At 70.7% G+C, this 17789-nt stretch carries 15 protein-coding genes and 1 riboswitch; of the genes, 10 read left to right on the top strand and 5 right to left on the bottom strand.

From position 1 onward, the window contains the following. Positions 1-562 precede the first annotated feature (562 nt). Entirely contained in the window at positions 563-853 is a 291-nt protein-coding gene (locus tag ACFU5O_RS09980; protein ID WP_384238529.1) for a chorismate mutase, read from the bottom strand. A 336-nt stretch (positions 854-1189) separates the two neighbouring features. On the opposite strand from ACFU5O_RS09980, the gene guaA reads away from it, so the two are divergent. Beyond that, a complete protein-coding gene (guaA, locus tag ACFU5O_RS09975; RefSeq protein WP_384238527.1) occupies positions 1190-2779 on the top strand; it encodes a glutamine-hydrolyzing GMP synthase in 1590 nt (529 codons plus the stop codon). A gap of 102 nt (positions 2780-2881) precedes the next feature. Then, entirely contained in the window at positions 2882-3475 is a 594-nt protein-coding gene (locus ACFU5O_RS09970) for a Uma2 family endonuclease (RefSeq protein WP_384238525.1), read from the top strand. 30 nt (positions 3476-3505) lie between these two features. Here the strand turns inward: ACFU5O_RS09970 and ACFU5O_RS09965 are convergent, their stop codons facing one another. Continuing rightward, the gene (locus ACFU5O_RS09965) at positions 3506-3946 is read right to left on the bottom strand and encodes a cupin domain-containing protein (RefSeq protein WP_384238523.1); all 441 of its coding nucleotides are present in this window, start codon (positions 3944-3946) and stop codon (positions 3506-3508) included. A 79-nt stretch (positions 3947-4025) separates the two neighbouring features. Here ACFU5O_RS09965 and ACFU5O_RS09960 point away from each other — a divergent pair, with 79 nt between their 5' ends. The 3 genes from ACFU5O_RS09960 to ACFU5O_RS09950 all read left to right on the top strand — a co-directional run bounded on the left by ACFU5O_RS09960 (position 4026) and on the right by ACFU5O_RS09950 (position 6955). Further along, positions 4026-4820 (top strand): class II aldolase/adducin family protein, encoded by a 795-nt coding sequence (locus tag ACFU5O_RS09960; RefSeq protein WP_384238521.1) that lies wholly within the window; start codon positions 4026-4028, stop codon positions 4818-4820. A gap of 124 nt (positions 4821-4944) precedes the next feature. Continuing rightward, positions 4945-6225 carry a hypothetical protein gene (locus ACFU5O_RS09955; RefSeq protein ID WP_384238519.1) on the top strand — a complete coding sequence of 427 codons (1281 nt, stop codon included), beginning with the start codon at positions 4945-4947 and terminating at the stop codon, positions 6223-6225. 196 nt (positions 6226-6421) lie between these two features. After that, entirely contained in the window at positions 6422-6955 is a 534-nt protein-coding gene (locus ACFU5O_RS09950; RefSeq protein WP_384238958.1) for a DoxX family protein, read from the top strand. A 156-nt stretch (positions 6956-7111) separates the two neighbouring features. Here the strand turns inward: ACFU5O_RS09950 and ACFU5O_RS09945 are convergent, their stop codons facing one another. After that, a complete protein-coding gene (locus ACFU5O_RS09945) occupies positions 7112-8443 on the bottom strand; it encodes a PspC domain-containing protein (protein WP_384238517.1) in 1332 nt (443 codons plus the stop codon). A 207-nt stretch (positions 8444-8650) separates the two neighbouring features. Between ACFU5O_RS09945 and ACFU5O_RS09940 the strand changes: the two genes are divergently transcribed. The 3 genes from ACFU5O_RS09940 (at position 8651) to ACFU5O_RS09930 (ending at position 11889) form a co-directional block, all read left to right on the top strand. After that, a complete protein-coding gene (locus ACFU5O_RS09940; protein ID WP_384238515.1) occupies positions 8651-9925 on the top strand; it encodes a PspC domain-containing protein in 1275 nt (424 codons plus the stop codon). Further along, entirely contained in the window at positions 9922-10620 is a 699-nt protein-coding gene (locus ACFU5O_RS09935) for a LuxR C-terminal-related transcriptional regulator (RefSeq protein ID WP_384238513.1), read from the top strand. Before ACFU5O_RS09940 ends, ACFU5O_RS09935 begins: the two co-directional genes overlap by 4 nt. 126 nt (positions 10621-10746) lie before the next feature. Next, positions 10747-11889, top strand: a complete 1143-nt coding sequence (locus tag ACFU5O_RS09930; RefSeq protein WP_384238512.1) for an alpha/beta hydrolase — start codon at positions 10747-10749, stop codon at positions 11887-11889. Positions 11890-11929: 40 nt separating this feature from the next. Here ACFU5O_RS09930 and ACFU5O_RS09925 read toward each other — a convergent pair whose 3' ends face one another. Further along, the gene (locus ACFU5O_RS09925; protein ID WP_384238510.1) at positions 11930-13027 is read right to left on the bottom strand and encodes an NlpC/P60 family protein; all 1098 of its coding nucleotides are present in this window, start codon (positions 13025-13027) and stop codon (positions 11930-11932) included. 227 nt (positions 13028-13254) lie between these two features. On the opposite strand from ACFU5O_RS09925, the gene ACFU5O_RS09920 reads away from it, so the two are divergent. Next, positions 13255-13608, top strand: coding sequence for a hypothetical protein (locus ACFU5O_RS09920; protein ID WP_384238509.1), 354 nt, complete (start codon positions 13255-13257; stop codon positions 13606-13608). Positions 13609-13747: 139 nt separating this feature from the next. Here ACFU5O_RS09920 and ACFU5O_RS09915 read toward each other — a convergent pair whose 3' ends face one another. Further along, positions 13748-14902 carry an NlpC/P60 family protein gene (locus tag ACFU5O_RS09915; RefSeq protein ID WP_384238507.1) on the bottom strand — a complete coding sequence of 385 codons (1155 nt, stop codon included), beginning with the start codon at positions 14900-14902 and terminating at the stop codon, positions 13748-13750. After that, positions 14901-15065: riboswitch (cyclic di-AMP (ydaO/yuaA leader) on the bottom strand. (Overlaps the previous gene by 2 nt.) Before the next feature lie 209 nt (positions 15066-15274). On the opposite strand from ACFU5O_RS09915, the gene pcrA reads away from it, so the two are divergent. Continuing rightward, positions 15275-17758 (top strand): DNA helicase PcrA, encoded by a 2484-nt coding sequence (gene pcrA, locus ACFU5O_RS09910; RefSeq protein WP_384238505.1) that lies wholly within the window; start codon positions 15275-15277, stop codon positions 17756-17758. The last annotated feature ends 31 nt before the right edge of the window (positions 17759-17789 follow it).

The raw sequence follows: 17789 nt of genomic DNA, 5'->3' as shown, positions 1-17789 counted from the left end.
TGCATGACATGTGGCCTGCGCGAAAGGTTGTGCCTACACTCACAGAATCTTTATGTGGCCTCGGTCACATGCCCTGTGCATATGACAAGAGCCCCGCGGACATCCCGTCCGCGGGGCTCTTGGCTGTTCAGCACCGGCGTTCAGGGGAGCGCCGGTGCCGAGGGGCGGCGCCGGGGGAGGGGGTGCGCCGCTGGTACGGGTCGCGAGGCCCGCGTGTGGGGTGGGCCTGGCAGGGGTGCTGGTGTGCTGTGGCCTGCGGGAGACATGGGTCGGACGAGCCCGGCCTGCGCGGCCGAAGGGACCGGATGCGGTCGGCCCCGGGCGTCCCCGGAGCCGACCGCTTTGGGGTGACCGGGCTGCTGTCCCCTGCCGACCGGTCACGCACGCCGGAGCGAGGTCCCACGACGTACCTGAGGTACGTCACACGCCCCGGCGGAGCCACGCGTGGTTCTTTCTTCAGGGGCCCGCCCCTGGCTGGCACGGACATCGGGACCAACGAAGCCCTGTCGGGTACGGTCACGCGCCGTACGGGTGAGAGCGTCCCCGTACACACGTACGCCGGTCAGATGCGGCCCCGGCAGAGTTCCAGCAGTGTCATCGCCAGAGAGGTGCCCGGCCTGCCCAGGGCGTCCCTGTAGTGGCCGAGGATCTCCATCTCGCGCGAGAGGTTCACCCGGCGGCCGCCGGAGGTGATCCGGGCCTCCTGAATGACGGCCGATACGGCCATACGTTCCTGGATCAGGCCGATGATGCGGTCGTCGAGGGAGTCGATGCGCTCGCGGGCGTCGCCGATGAGCGCTGCCGCCGCGTCGGTGCGGGCGCCGGTGTCGGTGATGCTGCCGGTGGTGGCCATGGGGAGGGCTCCTGTCGTGGGCTCGTGGGGCTCTTGGGCGGAGGCCCCCCGGAGCGGCAAGGCCCGGAGAATGCGACAGGCGCCCCGGACCTTGTCGGCCCGGGGCGCCTGGGAAGTCGCTTGTCAGTTGCTCAAGCAGCACGACCATGGCAGCCGGCGGGCCGGGTGCCATAGGTAAAGACGAAGGTCGAGTGCTTGCGCATGAGGACAAGTATGGCCCTGCCGCTGAGGCGGGGCCAACGCGGGTTCGGATGGTGAGACGAAGAGAGGCCCCCGGGCGCCGGTAGAATCGACAAACAAGAGACCCCCTCCCACCACCGCCGGAAGGCCGCCGTAGTGTCCTCAGCGTCCCCAGCTGCCGCGCCCGACGTCGTCCTCGTTGTCGACTTCGGCGCCCAGTACGCCCAGCTCATCGCCCGCCGCGTCCGCGAGGCCCGGGTCTACAGCGAGATCGTCCCGTCGACCATGCCGGTGGCGGAGATGCTGGCCAAGAACCCGGCGGCGATCATCCTCTCCGGTGGCCCGTCGTCCGTGTACGAGGAGGGCGCCCCCCGCCTCGACCGCGCGATCTTCGAGGCCGGGGTCCCCCTCTTCGGCATGTGCTACGGCTTCCAGCTCATGGCGCAGACCCTCGGCGGCACCGTCGACAACTCCGGCGCGCGTGAGTACGGCCGCACCGGGCTGCACGTCAGCAAGAACGGATCGACCCTCTTCGAGGGCACCCCGGCCGAGCAGCCGGTGTGGATGTCCCACGGCGACGCCTGCTCCGCCGCGCCCGAGGGATTCACCGTCACCGCGTCCACGGACGTCGTGCCGGTCGCGGCCTTCGAGAACGACGAGAAGAAGCTGTACGGCGTGCAGTACCACCCCGAGGTCATGCACTCGACCTACGGCCAGCAGGTCCTGGAGCACTTCCTGTACCGGGGCGCCGGCATCGAGCCGACCTGGACGACGCACAACGTCGTCGAGGAGCAGATCGCGCTGATCCGCGAGCAGGTCGGCGCCAAGCGCGCGATCTGCGGTCTGTCCGGCGGTGTCGACTCGGCGGTCGCGGCCGCTCTCGTCCAGAAGGCCATCGGCTCCCAGCTGACCTGCGTGTACGTCGACCACGGCCTGATGCGCAAGGGCGAGACCGAGCAGGTCGAGAAGGACTTCGTCGCCGCGACCGGCGTCTCGCTGAAGGTCGTCGACGCCCAGGAGCGCTTCCTGAACGCGCTCGCCGGGGTTTCCGACCCCGAGGAGAAGCGCAAGATCATCGGCCGGGAGTTCATCCGGGTCTTCGAGCAGGCCCAGGCCGAGATCGTCGCAGAGGCGGGCGCGCACGGCGAGCAGCCGGTCCAGTTCCTGGTGCAGGGCACGCTCTACCCGGACGTGGTCGAGTCCGGCGGCGGCACCGGCACCGCGAACATCAAGTCGCACCACAACGTCGGCGGCCTCCCGGAGGACCTCGAGTTCGAGCTCATCGAGCCGCTGCGCCAGCTGTTCAAGGACGAGGTCCGGATGGTCGGCCAGGAGCTCGGCCTGCCGGACGAGATCGTCCACCGGCAGCCGTTCCCGGGCCCGGGTCTCGGCATCCGTATCGTCGGCGAGGTCACGCGTGAGCGCCTCGACCTGCTGCGCGAGGCCGACGCGATCGCCCGCGAGGAGCTGACCACCGCCGGTCTCGACCGTGACATCTGGCAGTGCCCCGTGGTCCTGCTCGCCGATGTGCGGTCGGTCGGCGTCCAGGGTGACGGGCGTACGTACGGGCACCCGATCGTGCTCCGGCCCGTCTCTTCCGAGGACGCCATGACGGCCGACTGGACGCGGATGCCGTACGAGGTGCTGGCGAAGATCTCCACCCGCATCACCAACGAGGTCGCGGACGTCAACCGCGTGGTCCTCGACGTGACGTCGAAGCCGCCGGGCACCATCGAGTGGGAGTGACCCCACCTCGCAGGTCAACGCCGACGCCGTCGCTCATTCGTTTGGGCGGCGGCGTCGTCGTTCACGGTGGGTAGGCTGATCGTACGGACCAGAATCACGTCCATGGGAGCACTCATGAGCGCAGAGATCTCGCAGCACTGGCCGGTGCCGCCGCGAGAGGGCTACACCGTGGACGACCTTCTCACCCTGCCCGACCTCCCGCCGCACACCGAGCTGATCGACGGGAGCCTGGTCTTCGTGAGTCCGCAGCGGGATTTCCACAGCATTGCGATCGACCTGTTGGTGAACGGGCTGCGCAGCACGGTGCCGCCCGAGCTGAAGGTCCGCCGGGAGATGACCGTCGTGCTCGACAAGCGCAACGGCCCGGAGCCGGATGTGTCGGTCGTCCGTGCTGCCGCTGCGCGTAGCCGAGAGCAGACGTACTTCCAGGTGAGAGACGTGCTCCTGGCGGTCGAGGTGGTCTCCCCGGACTCCGAGGCGCGCGACACCGACACCAAGCCGCACAAGTACGCGGGCGCCGGTATCCCTTACTTCTGGCGCGTCGAGATGGCCGGTGATGAGCAGCCGGTGGTCCATGTCTTCGAACTCGACAAGGAGTCGCGCGTCTACGTGCCCGGAGGCACCTTCCGCGACCGGCTCAAGGTCTCCGTCCCCTTCGGCATCGACATCGATCTCGCGGAGATCGACAAGCTCTGAGGCCGGTCGCGGTCAGCGGGGCCGCTCCGGTCAGTCCTCGTCCATGGTGAAGTCCTCGAAGTGGAACCCCGGCGCGACGATGCAGGTCACCAGAACCGGCTCGTCCCCCGCGGGCTCCGCGGACTGCCAGGCGCCCGCCGGGACCAGCAGCTGGGGCTGTTCCCCGGACTCGACGGCCGGGCCCAGGACCGACGTCGTGGCGTCGTCCGGCTTCTCGCCGGTGCCGCCCAGGTGCAGCCGGAGCGGGCCGCCGCGATGCCAGAGCCAGAGTTCGTCGGAGCGGACGCGGTGCCAGCGCGAGGACTCGCCGGGATGCAACAGGAAGTAGATCCCGGTGGCGTACGCGCGGGGGCCGGGATAGCCGGGCGGGGTGGTCGAGCCCTCCGTCCGCCAGGTCTGCCGGAACCAGCCGCCTTCGATGTGGCGTTCGAGGCCGAGAAGAGCGACAAGCGGTGATGTCGGTTCGGTCATGCGCACATTGTCGCGGCAGCCGGATCAAGGCGCGCCGTACTTATGGCCAGTTGGGCCACCTGGAGGTACCTTCCGCGCCATGACGGACACTCAGGCGCCGCGGCCGGTCCCCGTGGAACAGCTGCACTTCGCGATGCCTCCCGAGCACGAGTCCCCGGCCGAGGAGCGGGAGTATCGCAAGCAGCGCGTCGCCGGCGCGCTGCGGCTGTTCGGGCGGTTCGGGTACGAGGAGGGGGTCTCCGGGCACATCACCGCGCGGGACCCGGAGTTCGAGGACTGCTACTGGGTCAATCCGTTCGGGGAGCCCTTCGCCTCCATGACCGCGAGCGCGCTGGTCCTGGTCAACGGCGACGGGCAGGTCGTCGAGGGTGGCCGGCACGTCAACCAGGCCGCGTTCGCCGTACACGCCGAGGTGCACCGGGCCAGGCCAGGGGCCGTCGCCGTCGCACACACCCACTCCGTGCACGGGGGCGCGCTGTCCGCTCTCGGCGAGCTGCTCGACCCGATCACCCAGGAGGCCTGCGCTTTCTACGAGGACCACGCGCTCTACGACGCGTACACGGGCGTCGTCGTGGACGCGGACGAGGGCCGGCGCATCGCCGCCGCGCTCGGCGGGCACAAGGGCATCGTCCTGCGCAACCACGGACTGCTGACCGTGGGTGATTCGGTCGACGCGGCGGCCTGGTGGTTCATCGCCATGGAACGCTGCGCACGGGTCCAGCTGGCTGCGCGGGCGGCCGGCAAACCGGTGCTCATCGAGCACAGGGACGCGGTGGCCACGCGCGAGCGGCTCGGCAGCGACCTCGTCGCCTGGATCAACTACCAGCCGCTGTGGCGACGGATCGCCGCGTCCGAGCCCGAACTCATGTCGTAGTACGTCAATTTGATCATTGGCCAATCACCCTCTCACGACCTTGATGGTGCGTCCGAGGGCCCGTCCGTGCGGCACAATTCCTTGGAATTGCAAGGTTGTTGCTCCCAGGGGAAGGCTCGTCGCCGTGGCGCTGCAGGAAGCGGGACAGGGCGTGCACGGCGGCGGCTGCATCTGCGGCGACTGTCCGCACGGCGCGCGGGAGGGGCATAGGCGGGCGGTCGCCGAGTTCGGGGCCCGGCGGGACGAGCTGGCTTCGGGCCTGGGGCTGCCCCTGCAGGTCGCCTACTCCGAAGGCGGCTCCCGCCGGTGGATCTCGGACGAGCTGACCGAGTCGGCCCGCGCCGTCGCCGAACGAAGCCGCGCCGCGGGCGAGGCCTGGCTCATCCGTGTCTGGCGGCGCACCCTCCTTGTCTTGTGGGGGTGGGTCGCCCTGGTCCTCGTCGCTCAGGCCGTGACCGCCGTCGGACCGGGCTGGACCGCCTCCCGTACGGCGGGCCTGGCCACCGCGGCCGCTCTCGCCGCACTGCTCACCGGCGCCGCCAGGCTGCACCGTGAGCACGGCGGCCTGCTCGCGCCGGTGGTCGGCGAGGACAACCGGCTGTCGACCTCGCGGGCGGTCGCCGCCGCGTGGGTCCTCTTCGCTGCCCACGCCGTACTGTTCCTGGCGTTCCGCATGGCCGTCCCGGCATCCGGAGCGGACCGCGGCGACGGCCTCCGCCAAGGGCTCGCTGACGGACTCGGGCTCGCCCACGGCGCCTCCCTGGTGACCGTCGTCGCCGTCACCTGCCTGATCGCCGTCGTCGTACGCCGCGTCGTGACCGTGCGCATCCTCTCCCAGCGCCTCCAGAAGGTGCAGGCCGACCGTCCGCACCCCGCCGATCTGCTGTGCGACGACGCCGGGCGCGGAAGCTTCACCGACGCGCAGTACGTTCTCGTCAGCATCTCCGCGCTGACCTACGCGGCGGTCCTCCTCGTCCGGGGCCCGGGCGAACTGCCACGACTGCCCTGGGGCCTGGCCGCCCTCGTCGTCGTCTCCGCCGCCGTCTATCTCGCCGGGAAGTACGCGGAGGGCGGCAGACCGGTCGTCCTGTCCGTCGTCCGTGCTCGTGAGCCCGGTGACCTGGACGGCCCGATCAGGACCGGTGACGACATCGAGATCCGCGGCGCCGGTTTCGTGCCCCCGGGCGCGGGCTCGCCCGACCGACTGGCCCGTATGACCGTCCGGATCGGACCGGTCCATGTCCATGTCCCGCTGGTCCCCGTCCCCGGCGGTTTCACCAACCCCACCGACACGAGCGTCACGGTCCCGGTCCCGGTCGAGGTCGAACCCGGCCGGGTCGATGTGCAGGTGGTGACGGCTGCGGGCTCCGAGTCGAACCGGGTGACGATCGAGGTCACGGACTGACCGGCTCGGCATGAGGCGTCGTCGTGCGGCCCGTTGTGCGGCGCTCCCGTGCGCCTCACCCTGACGCACCACCACGCGGCGTCACCGGCCCGGGCGTCATCGGCTGAGCCGTACGGCCGTCCTGGACGTAGTCATCTGCGGAAAGCGTGGGGAGAATCGTTCCAGCCGGTATGACGCGGAGGCGACGATGGCGCACATGGACCGGACGGCGGCGACCATGACGTACGGATCGATGATCGACGAACGACGGGCAGGCGGCGCGGGCGGCTGGAGGGAGACCGCGCAGCGGTTCGCGCTGCTGCCGTTGCGGATCTTCCTCGGTGTGACCTTCATCTACGCCGGACTCGACAAGCTCACCGACAACGCTTTCATCTCGGCGAGCGGGCCCGGGTCCGTCGGAGATCTGATGAAAGCGGTGCGGGGCACGTCCGCGGTTCCCTGGCTCATCGACGTCGCGCTGAAGAACCCCGAAGGGTTCGCGTACGGCATCGCCCTCGGCGAGCTGGCCGTGGGCATCGGCACGCTCTTCGGGCTGCTGGCGCGGCTCGCGGCGTTCGGCGGGGCGCTGATCTCGCTCAGCCTGTGGCTGACGGTGAGCTGGGCCACCACCCCGTACTACTACGGCAACGACCTCATCTATCTCATGGCCTGGCTGCCGCTGGTGCTGGCCGGTGCGCCGGTGCTCTCGGCCGACGCGGCCCTCGCCGCGCGGCGCCGCCGGATCCGGTAGTGCACGAAGGCCACGGCGCCGGCCAGGAACAGGCCGCCGAAGACGACCGGGAGGGCCACGAACCACTCGGTGTCCCAGGAGCCCGCCGCGTCCCCGAGGCAGGCCGCGGCGGCGGCCAGGGCGGCCGTACCCGCGATCAGCCGGGCCGGCCGGAACTCATGAAGCAGCACGGGTGACCTCCACCTGTCCGAGCCCGACCTGCAGGTCGAGAGCTATCGTGCCCGTCGGCGGGACGCCTTTGGGCGGGGCGAGCGTCTGCGTACGCTGCCGGGCGGGGGCGATGTCCACCTCGGCGGGCCGGTCGCCGGGCAGCCGGATGTCGCCGACGCCGACGTCGGCGGTGAGCTTCACCGTCACATCCTTCGGCACGATCACCTTCAGCTGTCCCGCGCCGACATCGGCCGCGGTGCTGACGGCCGACCCGGCCGGGACCGAGATACGGCTCAGGTCGAGGGTGGCGACGCCCGTGCCGAGCTCGTAGTGCGGCGCGACGCCCGCCGCCGTGGCCGGCCGCCATTGCGTGCGCATCCACTCCGTGGTGATCTCCTTCGGCAGCGCGGACGCGCCGGCCAGCAGCAGGGCCGTGATCATGGTCATCAGGACCGTGCCCCCGCCCGTACGCCCCAGAAAGCTGCTCATCAGGAGGCCCAGCCCGAACACCGCAAGGGCGCAGGCCAGACCGGTCTGCAGGCTGGTGCCGAGCGGCTGCCCGTTCCAGCTCAGCCCGGTGCCCAGGCCGCCGGCGACCAGGGCGAGCAGGAAGACGAGCCCCCCGATGCCGCGAGGTCCGCGCGGTGCCCGAGGGCCGGGGGCGGGAGAGGGATCCCGGTCCGTGCGTGCCCGGTCCGTGCCGCGGCTCTGCGGCAGGCCGCCGTCACTCACCACCGCGTCGGCAGGTCCCCACAGATAGCCGCCGGCCACCGGGCCCGTCGTACCGTCCTTGATGATGGGGTCGCGCCACCAGGACGGGCTGCCGGGAGTCGGCGGCGCCTTGGTCTCCGGAGGTGCCTCAGCCACGGCGTGCGCGGTCGCCGGATCGAGCGGGCCGCCTTCGGGCGCTGCCAGCGTGCGTCGCTGCGACCAAACGGCTGCGCCCGTCACGGCCAGCGACAGCATCGCGGCGAAGGCGAGCATGCTGTCGTTGCCGAGCATCGACAGGAACAGGGCGCAGCCGAGCAGCGCCATCAGTACGGCCACCAGTGAGGCGCCGTCGACGCGGCCGGACAGTGCCCGCCGTACCTCGTTCTCGTCATCCCCCTCGAGTGGGATGAGCAGCCACGCGAAGCCGTAGAAGATCAGACCGATGCCGCCGGTCACCGCGAGCACGCCGATGGTTATCCGGAAGACCACCGGGTCGATGTCGCAGTACCGGCCGAGTCCCCCGCACACACCGGCCAGGACCTTCTGCCGCGGGGTACGTCGCAGCTGGGCAGGCCCGGGCTGCTGCTCCTGCGGCGGGGGCGCGGTCGGCGCGGTCGGCTGAGTCATGACTCCATGGTGACCGGCCGCGGAGCCCGGCGGCAGCCACCCCGACCCTGGCCCTTCCCTGATATTCGTCCCGGGGTTCGGACCGGGGTTCGGACCCAGGTTCGGACCGGGGTTCGACCCGGGGGACGGACCGCACCCGCAGGTTCAGGGTCGCTCTCAGGGACGGCCCTGATGTCCGGGCCCCTACGGGCGTGTGACGATCGGGGCATGCCAGCCGCCGCCACCCGCCTGCCGGAAACCGAAGAGCCGCCCGCCCGCAAGCTGTACCGCAGCGCCGACGGGCGGTGGCTGGGTGGTGTCGCACGTGGCCTCGCCGGACATCTCGGACTTCCCGTCATCTGGGTCCGCCTGGTGTTCCTGGGCCTCTTCATGGCGGACGGGCTCGGTGCGCTGCTGTACGCGGTGTTCTGGATCGTCGTACCGCTCGGCGTGGGTGGCAGGTCCGTCGCGCCGAAGTCCGTGTTCGAGACCACGCCCGACGGCAGACGGCGGCTGCGCAAGCCCGACAAGGGCCAGCTCTTCGCGCTGCTCGCGCTGCTGATCGGCGCGGTCGTGTTCGTCGGCAACGTCGACATGGGCGGTCCCGCCAACCGCTACATCTGGCCGGTGCTGCTGATCGGCACGGGCCTCGTCCTGGTCTGGCGCCAGGCGGACAACGCCCGCCGGGCCCAGTGGACGGGTGACGGCCGTCGCCGGCGCCTGCTGCAGCTCGCGCGCGGACTCGCGGGCGTCGCCCTGGTCGGCATGGGCCTGACCGTCTTCGTGGTCGTGCGTGGCTCGGCCGCCCAGCTCGGCAACGTACTGACGGCGGCCATCGCGGTGATCGGCGGTGTCGGTCTGCTCGTCGGCCCCTGGCTGGTGCGGATGACCCAGGACCTGTCCGCGGAGCGCCTGATGCGCATCCGCGCCCAGGAGCGGGCCGAGGTCGCCGCCCATGTGCACGACTCCGTGCTGCACACGCTCACCCTGATACAGCGGAACGCGGACGACGCGGGCGAGGTCCGCAGGCTCGCCCGCGCCCAGGAGCGCGAGCTGCGCAACTGGCTGTACAGGCCGGAGGGCACCGGCAAGGAGGAGGCCGAGGAGCCCACCACCCTCGCCGACGCGGTGAAGAAGGCCGCGGCGGAGGTGGAGGACAAGCACGGCGTCCCGCTCGAGGTCGTGGTGGTCGGCGACTGCCCCCTCGACGAGAAGCTGACCGCGCAGATGCAGGCCGCGCGCGAGGCGATGGTCAACGCCGCGAAGTACGGTGGCGAGGGCGGTCCGGTGCAGGTGTACGCGGAGGTCGAGGGCCGTACCGTATTCGTCTCCGTACGGGACCGGGGGCCGGGGTTCGATCCCGACGCGGTACCGGAGGACCGCATGGGCGTAAGAGAATCGATCATCGGGCGTATGCAGCGCAACGGCGGCACGGCGCGGCTGCGTTCCGTACCCGGCGGGGGCACGGAAGTGGAACTTGAGATGGAGAGGGCGGACGGATGACCGAGCAGACCGACGCAAACGAGGGGACCACGGAGCGTCGCGTACGGGTCGTGCTCGTCGACGACCACCGCATGTTCCGGGCCGGGGTGCAGGCCGAGATCGGCCGCACGGAGGTGACGGGCGTCGAGGTGGTCGGCGAGGCGGCCGATGTCGACCAGGCGGTCACCGTCATCACGGCCACACGTCCCGAGGTGGTGCTTCTCGACGTCCATCTCCCGGGCGGCGGCGGGGTCGAGGTGCTGCGGCGCTGCGCGAGCCTGATGGGGACGGCGGAGCGCCCCGTGCGCTTCCTCGCACTGTCGGTGTCGGACGCGGCGGAGGACGTGATCGGGGTGATCCGTGGCGGCGCCCGCGGCTACGTCACCAAGACGATCACCGGCAGCGATCTGGTGGATTCGATCTTCCGGGTGCAGGACGGGGACGCGGTGTTCTCGCCGCGGCTCGCGGGTTTCGTGCTGGACGCGTTCGCGTCGACGGACGCGCCGCCGGTCGACGAGGACCTCGACCGGCTCACCCAGCGGGAGCGCGAGGTGCTGCGGCTGATCGCGCGCGGGTACGCCTACAAGGAGATCGCGAAGCAGCTCTTCATCTCCGTGAAGACGGTCGAGTCGCATGTGTCGGCCGTGCTGAGGAAGCTGCAGCTCTCGAACCGGCACGAGCTGACGAGGTGGGCGACGGCCCGTCGGCTCGTCTGATGCCCCCACTGTCTGATGCTCCGTCGGCCACGGGCGGCGTTCCGTGATGTTTGAGGCTCATTTGTGATGCAGCCGGTACACGGCGGCGGCAACCGGCCCGGTGCCTTTCCCCTCTGACTGTCCGTGATGAGCTTGACCGGGACTCCCTTCTTCGTGACCGCGATCGTGCTGGCCGCCGCCGCCGTGGTGCTTCCGCTGGCGCTGTGGAGCAAGGTGCGCGGGCCGGCTCTCGTGCGGGGGGCCGTCCGGCTGCTGATGGTCGGACTCGCCCAGGCGACCGCACTGCTGGTGGTCTTCGTCGCCGTGAACAACAGCAACGGTCTCTACGGCAGTTGGGACGATCTGCTCGGCACGGGCGACCATGTCACGGCCGCGGTCGACCTCGGCCGGGACGGCATGGCCGGGCTGCGTTTCACCGATCTGCCGTCCTCGAAGCAGACCTTCAAGCCCGCGGACGACCCGAACGTGGGGCCGGATGTGCGGGTCACCGAGTTCGACGGGCAGATCTCCGGTGTGCGGGGCGAGGTGTACGTGTGGCTGCCGCCGCAGTACAACGACCCGGCCTACCGGAACACGAGGTTCCCCGTCGTCGAGCTGCTGCCCGGCTACCCCGGCTCGTCCCGGGCCTGGTTCACCTCGCTCAGGGTGCAGGAACAGCTGAAGCCCCTGATGCAGCGGGGCGAGGTGGCGCCGTTCATCCTGGTCTCCCCGCGCACCACGCTGCTGGGCGGGATGGACACGGGCTGCGCCAACGCGCCGGGAAGGATCAACGCCGACAGCTGGCTCAGCGTCGACGTCCGCAAGGCGGTCATGGACAGCTTCCGCGCCTCGCGGCGGCCCGGCGGCTGGGCGGTCGCGGGCTACTCGGCGGGCGGCCACTGCGCGGCGAAGCTCGCCGTCGCACACCCGGACCGCTACCGGGCCGGAGTGAGTCTGTCCGGCTACAACGACCCGGCGGCCGAGAAGGCCTCCATCGCCGCCTTCGACCCCGAGCTGCGCCGCGCCAACAACCCGCTCAGCATCCTGGAGGCCGCTCCCGTCGCCCCCCGCACGGCGCTCTACGTCTCCGGGGCGAAGGGTGACGGTTTCGAGGCGGGCCTCGCGCTGCGCGCCGTGGCCAGGCCGCCGGCCACCGTCGATGTCGTCGAGGTCGGCGGCCCTCATGACACCGAGGGGTGGAGCCGCCAGATCCCGGACGTCTTCCGCTGGCTGTCCCGCCAGGTCGCCGCCGACGGAGCCCCCACCACGTCGGCGTCCGCGGGCCACTGATCGTGCCCGGGCCGGGCCGGGCCCCGGGGCTGCCGGACGGCTACACCGGCCGGGTCGCGCCCGCGAACGGCATCTGGTCGATCGGCGCGATCCGGACGGGCGCACCCGGGCGCGGGGCGTGGATCATCTGTCCGCCGCCGATGTAGAGCCCCACGTGCGAGATCCCGGAGTAGAAGAAGATCAGGTCCCCGGGCACCAGCTGGGAGCGGGGAACACTGCGGCCCGCGTTGATCTGGGTGTACGTCGTGCGGGGCAGGGACACGCCCGCGGAACGCCAGGCGGCCTGGGTGAGCCCCGAGCAGTCGTACGCGGAGGGGCCGGTCGCGCCCCAGACGTAGGGCTTCCCGAGCGCGCCGTAGGCGTAGGCGACGGCTTGGGCGGCACGGGGGTTGGTGGCGGCGGCCGGTCCTCCATCTGTCACGCCGGTACGGGCGGTGTCACGGTCGGCCCGAGAGGGGCCTCCCGTCCCGTCCCCGCCCGCGTACGCGGCGCGCTGCTCGGCCGTCATCCGGGCCAGCACCGACTGCGCGGCCGCGAGCCTCTTCCGTACCGTCGTCCGGTGCAGTGCCAGCTCCGCCCGGCGCGCCGTCAGCTCGGCCAGCCGCTCGTCCGCCTCCGCCCGCAGCTGGGCCATCTCCCGCGCCTGCTTCCGCATTCCGGTGATCGCCGCGGTCTGCCGCGCCCCGGCACGCTCGGCCAGTTCCGCCCCGGCCAGATATCCGTCGGGGTCGGAGGAGAGCGCGAGCTGTACGGCCGGGTCGAGGCCGCCCGCCCGGTACTGCGCGGTGGCGATCGAGCCGAGTGCGTTGCGGGAGGCGTTGAGCCGCTCCGTACGCCGCGCGGCCTCGTCCCTCAGCCTGTCCAGCGAATCACGGGCCCGGCCGGCCGCCTCCTTCGCGCCGTTGTACTTCTCGGTGGCCTCTTCCGCCTCCTGGTACAGCTTGTCGGCCTTCGCCTTCAGCTGCTCGGGTGTGAGGCCGGGCTCGGCGTGCCCTGAGCCGTCGAAGAGGGTGCTTGTCGCGGCACCGGTCAGCGCCAGGGTGAGCGCGGTACGGGCAGCAGAGCCGGAGAGCGGGCGCTGCTTGGGTTTGCGGTGCGCTGCCACGAGGGCCAGTCCTTCCGGAGTCCGGCAGTTCATGCCGAGCGGATCGGCGGCGGGCCGCACAGGGGAAACGGCCCGCCGCCGGGTCCGCCGGCGCGGCGGCCGACAGTGCGCCGCCCCGGACATGTGGCGGCGGTGGGAGTCGGCCACCTGGGGGAGGACGCTAGGCCTCCGGTATGTGCCAGGGAGGTGTCATGACCGGTATTGGCGAGAGTCGGACCGGCCGGGTCGCTTTTGGATCGCTCGGGCTAGGCTCCGGTGCCATGGACGTACTCATCAATGTCTTCGTCGCCCTGCACATCATCGGTATCGCGGCGCTGCTCGGCGGCTTCCTGACGCAGATGAAGGCGATGGGCCGTGGGACGGCGCGGTTCACGCCGGCGATGCTGCACGGCGCGCTGACGATGCTGGTCACGGGCGTTGCGCTGGTGGGGCTCAACGAGGCGGACGACCAGTCGGTGAACAACCTCAAGGTCGGCATCAAGCTCGCGGTGCTGGTGGTGATCCTCGCCCTGGTCTACGTCAAGCGGGACGAGGAGAAGGTGGACAAGGCGGTGTTCGGCGCGGTGGGCGGCCTGACGGTGGTCAACATCTTCATCGCGACGCTCTGGACGTGATCCGGCCGGCAGGCCTGGCGACCGATCAGGTTCCCCTTCCGGGGGCCGTCCGCATCGCGCCGCAACTCTCCCCGGTCGGAGGCCGGTTGCGGCGCGAGTACAGCAGGGTGCGGCGGCAGCGGCAGCGGCAGCCGGCGGTCTAGGCGGGGCGGACGCTCCCGTAGATCGGCATGTAGTAGATCGACTCCTCGCGGACGTTCGCACCCGGCTTCGGGGCGTGGATCATTTTGCCGTCGCCGATGTAGATGCCGACGTGGCTGATGTCGTCGTAGAAGAAGACCAGATCACCGGGGAGGAGATCCTTCGTCGCCACGCGCTGACCGACCTTGACCTGGTCCCAGGTGGTGCGGGGCAGATCGACCCCTGCGGCCTTCCAGGCGGCCAGGGTGAGGCCGGAGCAGTCGTAGGAGCTGGGCCCGGTCGCGCCCCAGACGTACGGCTTGCCGATCTGGGTGCGGGCGAAGGAGAGCACCTTCTCGGCCTTGGCGGCGTATGTCCCGCTCGAAGTGCCGGACCCCGTCCCCGTCTCCGCACCGGGGGCCGTGCCCTGCTCCTGCTCCTGCTGCTGCTCCTGCTCCCTCGCGCGGCGCTCCGCCTCGGCCTTGGCCTTGGCCTCCGCTTTGCGGCGGGCCGCTTCCTCGCGTTGGCGCTCCAGCGCTTCCAGCCGTGCCTTCTCCTCCGCCGTCAGCTTCGACAGGAGCGTCCGTGCCTCGGCGAGCTTGCGCTGGACCGTCTCCTTGGTGGTGCGCAGCGACTGCTGCGAAGCGGTCAGCGTCTCCAGGCTCCGGGTCGCCTTCGCGCGCTGCTTCGCCGCCGAGGCCTGCTGCTCCTCGAAGTCGGCGACGGCGCCGCGCTGTTCGTCGGAGAGCCGGTCCATCAGGCGGGTCTGGTCGAAGTAGTCCTGGGGGCTGTCGGCGAGGAGCAGCGCGGCGGTCGGCGTGACGGCACCGGTGCGGTACTGGGCGGCCGCGTACGAACCGAGCTCGCGGCGGGCCTCGTTCAGGGACTCCGTGCGCTCGGCGGCATTGTCGAGGAGCCGGCCCACCTCGCGGCGCTGCTCGGCGGTGTCCTCTTTCGCCTGGTTGTACTGCTGGGTCGCGGTGCCCGCCTGCCGGTAGAGGTCGTCGACCTTCTTCTGGACCTCTTCGACACTCGGCCGGGGTTCGGCCTGGGCGCTCTGGGTAGAGAGCAGGGTGACGCCCGCGAGGGCTGCCGTCGTGAACCCGACGGCGGGGGATTTCGTACGTGGACGCGTACGGGGCTGCGTCTTGCGATGCGACGCCAAGGCCGGCATCTCCTTCCGTGGACCGCCTACCGGGTTAGCTGTCGGGTTCGGACGGATCGGAAGGCTGTCCTACGGGCCGAGTTGAGCTTGGCCCGATTCACCCCAGTTGTGCATGGTGGGTCCCCGGTTCCGAACTTCCTTGCGGAATGCCCGGATTCGGCGTGGCTGCCCGATTGGCGTTGGTCGCCGATGAGGGGACGGGCTGCCTGGGCGAGCACGCTAGCCAAATCGTGGTGCTCCTGTGAAGGTCGATGTGCGATATGCCCGATACATTTCCGTGACCTTTACCTGTCGTGACTTTCATGCTACGGATGGTGATTGGCGGGTTGTGGTGGAAGGCGGAGGCGGGCTGTCGGTCCGGCGGCCTAGACTCGTAGAGCGATGAGCAGCCTCTTTGACGACAGCTTCCTGGCGGACCTCCAGCGCACCTCGGCCTCGGAGGAGCCCCCGCCGCCCGAGCACGGTGAGCATGACGACCACGGACCCCACGAGGAGGTCCCGCACGACCTCTTCGAGGGCAGGTTCGACGTGCCTCCGGCGCGGGACGTGCACTACCGCGACGGCGCGCCGCGCCCTGCCGTGGACCCGGCCGCGCTGCTCGACGGGCTGAACGAGCAGCAGCGCGCCGCCGTCGTGCACACCGGCTCCCCGCTGCTGATCGTGGCCGGTGCCGGTTCCGGCAAGACCCGGGTGCTGACCCACCGGATCGCCCATCTGCTGGGGACCCGCCGTGTCCACCCCGGCCAGATACTGGCGATCACGTTCACGAACAAGGCCGCGGGCGAGATGAAGGAGCGCGTCGAGCACCTCGTCGGCCCGCGCGCCAACGCCATGTGGGTCTCCACCTTCCACAGCGCCTGCGTGCGGATCCTGCGCCGGGAGAGCAAGAAGCTCGGCTTCACGTCGTCGTTCTCGATCTACGACGCCGCCGACTCGAAGCGGCTGATGGCGCTGGTCTGCCGTGATCTGGACCTCGACCCGAAGAAGTTCCCGCCGAAGTCCTTCAGCGCCAAGATCTCGAACCTGAAGAACGAGCTGATCGACGAGGAGGCCTTCGCCGACCAGGCCGGGGGTACCTCCCAGGACGGAGGCTCGGGGGGAGGTTTCGAGAAGACCCTCGCCGAGGCCTACCGGATGTACCAGGCGCGGCTGCGCGAGGCCAACGCGCTGGACTTCGACGACATCATCATGACCACCGTCCATCTGCTCCAGGCGTTCCCGGACGTCGCCGAGCACTACCGGCGCCGGTTCCGCCACGTCCTGGTCGACGAGTACCAGGACACCAACCACGCCCAGTACACGCTGGTGCGCGAGCTGGTCGGCACGGGATACGAGGATCTGGCCCCGGCAGAGCTGTGCGTCGTGGGTGACGCCGACCAGTCGATCTACGCCTTCCGCGGCGCCACGATCCGTAACATCCTCCAGTTCGAGGAGGACTACCCGGACGCCACCACGATCCTGCTGGAGCAGAACTACCGCTCCACCCAGACGATCCTCTCCGCGGCCAACGCCGTCATCGAGCGCAACGAGAGCCGTCGCCCCAAGAACCTGTGGACGAACGCGGGCGCGGGTTCGCAGATCACCGGCTATGTCGCGGACACCGAGCACGACGAGGCCCAGTTCGTCGCCGACGAGATCGACCGGCTGACGGACGCGGGCCACGCCAAGGCCGGTGACGTCGCCGTCTTCTACCGGACGAACGCACAGTCCCGTGTCTTCGAAGAGATCTTCATCCGGGTCGGCCTGCCCTACAAGGTCGTCGGCGGCGTGCGCTTCTACGAGCGCAAGGAAGTCCGCGATGTGCTTGCCTACCTGCGCGTTCTGGCCAACCCCGAGGACAACGTCCCACTGCGCCGCATCCTCAACGTCCCCAAGCGCGGCATCGGCGACCGCGCCGAAGCGATGATCGACGCGCTTGCGCTGCGCGAGAAGATCACCTTCCCGCAGGCGCTGCGGCGGGTGGACGAGGCGTACGGGATGGCGGCCCGGTCGGCCAACGCCGTCAAGCGCTTCAACACGCTGATGGAGGAGCTCGGCACGATCGTGGAGTCGGGCGCCGGTCCGGCCACCGTCCTGGAAGCCGTGCTCGAACGCACGGGGTACCTCGCCGAGTTGCAGGCGTCGACCGACCCGCAGGACGAGACACGCATCGAGAACCTTCAGGAGCTTGCCGCCGTCGCGCTCGAGTTCGAGCAGGAGCGCGGTGCGGAGGATGGCTCGGGCACGCTCGCCGAGTTCCTCGAGCAGGTCGCGCTGGTGGCCGACTCCGACCAGATCCCGGACGAGGACGAGGAAGGCAGCGGCGTCATCACCCTCATGACGCTGCACACGGCCAAGGGCCTGGAGTTCCCGGTCGTGTTCCTCACGGGCATGGAGGACGGCGTCTTCCCGCACATGAGGGCGCTCGGCCAGACCAAGGAACTGGAGGAGGAGCGCCGACTGGCGTACGTGGGCATCACGCGCGCCCGCGAGCGGCTCTATCTGACGCGTTCGTCGATGCGGAGCGCCTGGGGCCAGCCCGCCTACAACCCGCCGTCGCGGTTCCTCGAGGAGATCCCCGACGCGCATCTGCAGTGGAAGCGGACGGGACCGATGGCGGCTCCCGCCGGGCCGACCGCAGGGATCACGTCCTCCCTGTCGTCGTCGCGTTCGCGTTCCGGCCCTTCGGGCTTCGCGACGCGGCGTACGACCGACAAGCCGGTGATCGCGCTGGCGGTCGGTGACCGGGTCACGCACGACCAGTTCGGGCTCGGGACCGTGATGGCGGTGACCGGTTCGGGCTCGGACGCGCAGGCCACGATCGACTTCGGGGACGCGAAGCCCAAGCGGCTGCTGCTGCGGTACGCACCGGTCCAGAAGCTGTAGCCGGGACAGAGCCGCGGCGGGTCACGGCAAG

The organism is Streptomyces sp. NPDC057445 (assembly GCF_042802855.1).
GTDB lineage: Bacteria > Actinomycetota > Actinomycetes > Streptomycetales > Streptomycetaceae > Streptomyces.
Note: the sequence above shows the minus strand (reverse complement) of the source record. Positions and strands in the feature narration are given on the sequence as shown.

Excerpts from the sequence above, each read along its gene's own strand:
- pcrA (WP_384238505.1), top strand. The coding sequence starts at position 15,275 with ATGAGCAGCCTCTTTGACGACAGCTTCCTGGCGGACCTCCAGCGCACC.
- ACFU5O_RS09935 (WP_384238513.1), top strand. The coding sequence starts at position 9,922 with ATGACCGAGCAGACCGACGCAAACGAGGGGACCACGGAGCGTCGCGTA.
- ACFU5O_RS09930 (WP_384238512.1), top strand. The coding sequence starts at position 10,747 with ATGAGCTTGACCGGGACTCCCTTCTTCGTGACCGCGATCGTGCTGGCC.
- ACFU5O_RS09915 (WP_384238507.1), bottom strand. The coding sequence starts at position 14,902 with ATGCCGGCCTTGGCGTCGCATCGCAAGACGCAGCCCCGTACGCGTCCA.
- ACFU5O_RS09950 (WP_384238958.1), top strand. The coding sequence starts at position 6,422 with ATGGACCGGACGGCGGCGACCATGACGTACGGATCGATGATCGACGAA.
- ACFU5O_RS09940 (WP_384238515.1), top strand. The coding sequence starts at position 8,651 with ATGCCAGCCGCCGCCACCCGCCTGCCGGAAACCGAAGAGCCGCCCGCC.
- ACFU5O_RS09920 (WP_384238509.1), top strand. The coding sequence starts at position 13,255 with ATGGACGTACTCATCAATGTCTTCGTCGCCCTGCACATCATCGGTATC.
- ACFU5O_RS09925 (WP_384238510.1), bottom strand. The coding sequence starts at position 13,027 with ATGAACTGCCGGACTCCGGAAGGACTGGCCCTCGTGGCAGCGCACCGC.
- ACFU5O_RS09945 (WP_384238517.1), bottom strand. The coding sequence starts at position 8,443 with ATGACTCAGCCGACCGCGCCGACCGCGCCCCCGCCGCAGGAGCAGCAG.
- ACFU5O_RS09960 (WP_384238521.1), top strand. The coding sequence starts at position 4,026 with ATGACGGACACTCAGGCGCCGCGGCCGGTCCCCGTGGAACAGCTGCAC.
- ACFU5O_RS09980 (WP_384238529.1), bottom strand. The coding sequence starts at position 853 with ATGGCCACCACCGGCAGCATCACCGACACCGGCGCCCGCACCGACGCG.
- ACFU5O_RS09965 (WP_384238523.1), bottom strand. The coding sequence starts at position 3,946 with ATGACCGAACCGACATCACCGCTTGTCGCTCTTCTCGGCCTCGAACGC.
- ACFU5O_RS09970 (WP_384238525.1), top strand. The coding sequence starts at position 2,882 with ATGGGAGCACTCATGAGCGCAGAGATCTCGCAGCACTGGCCGGTGCCG.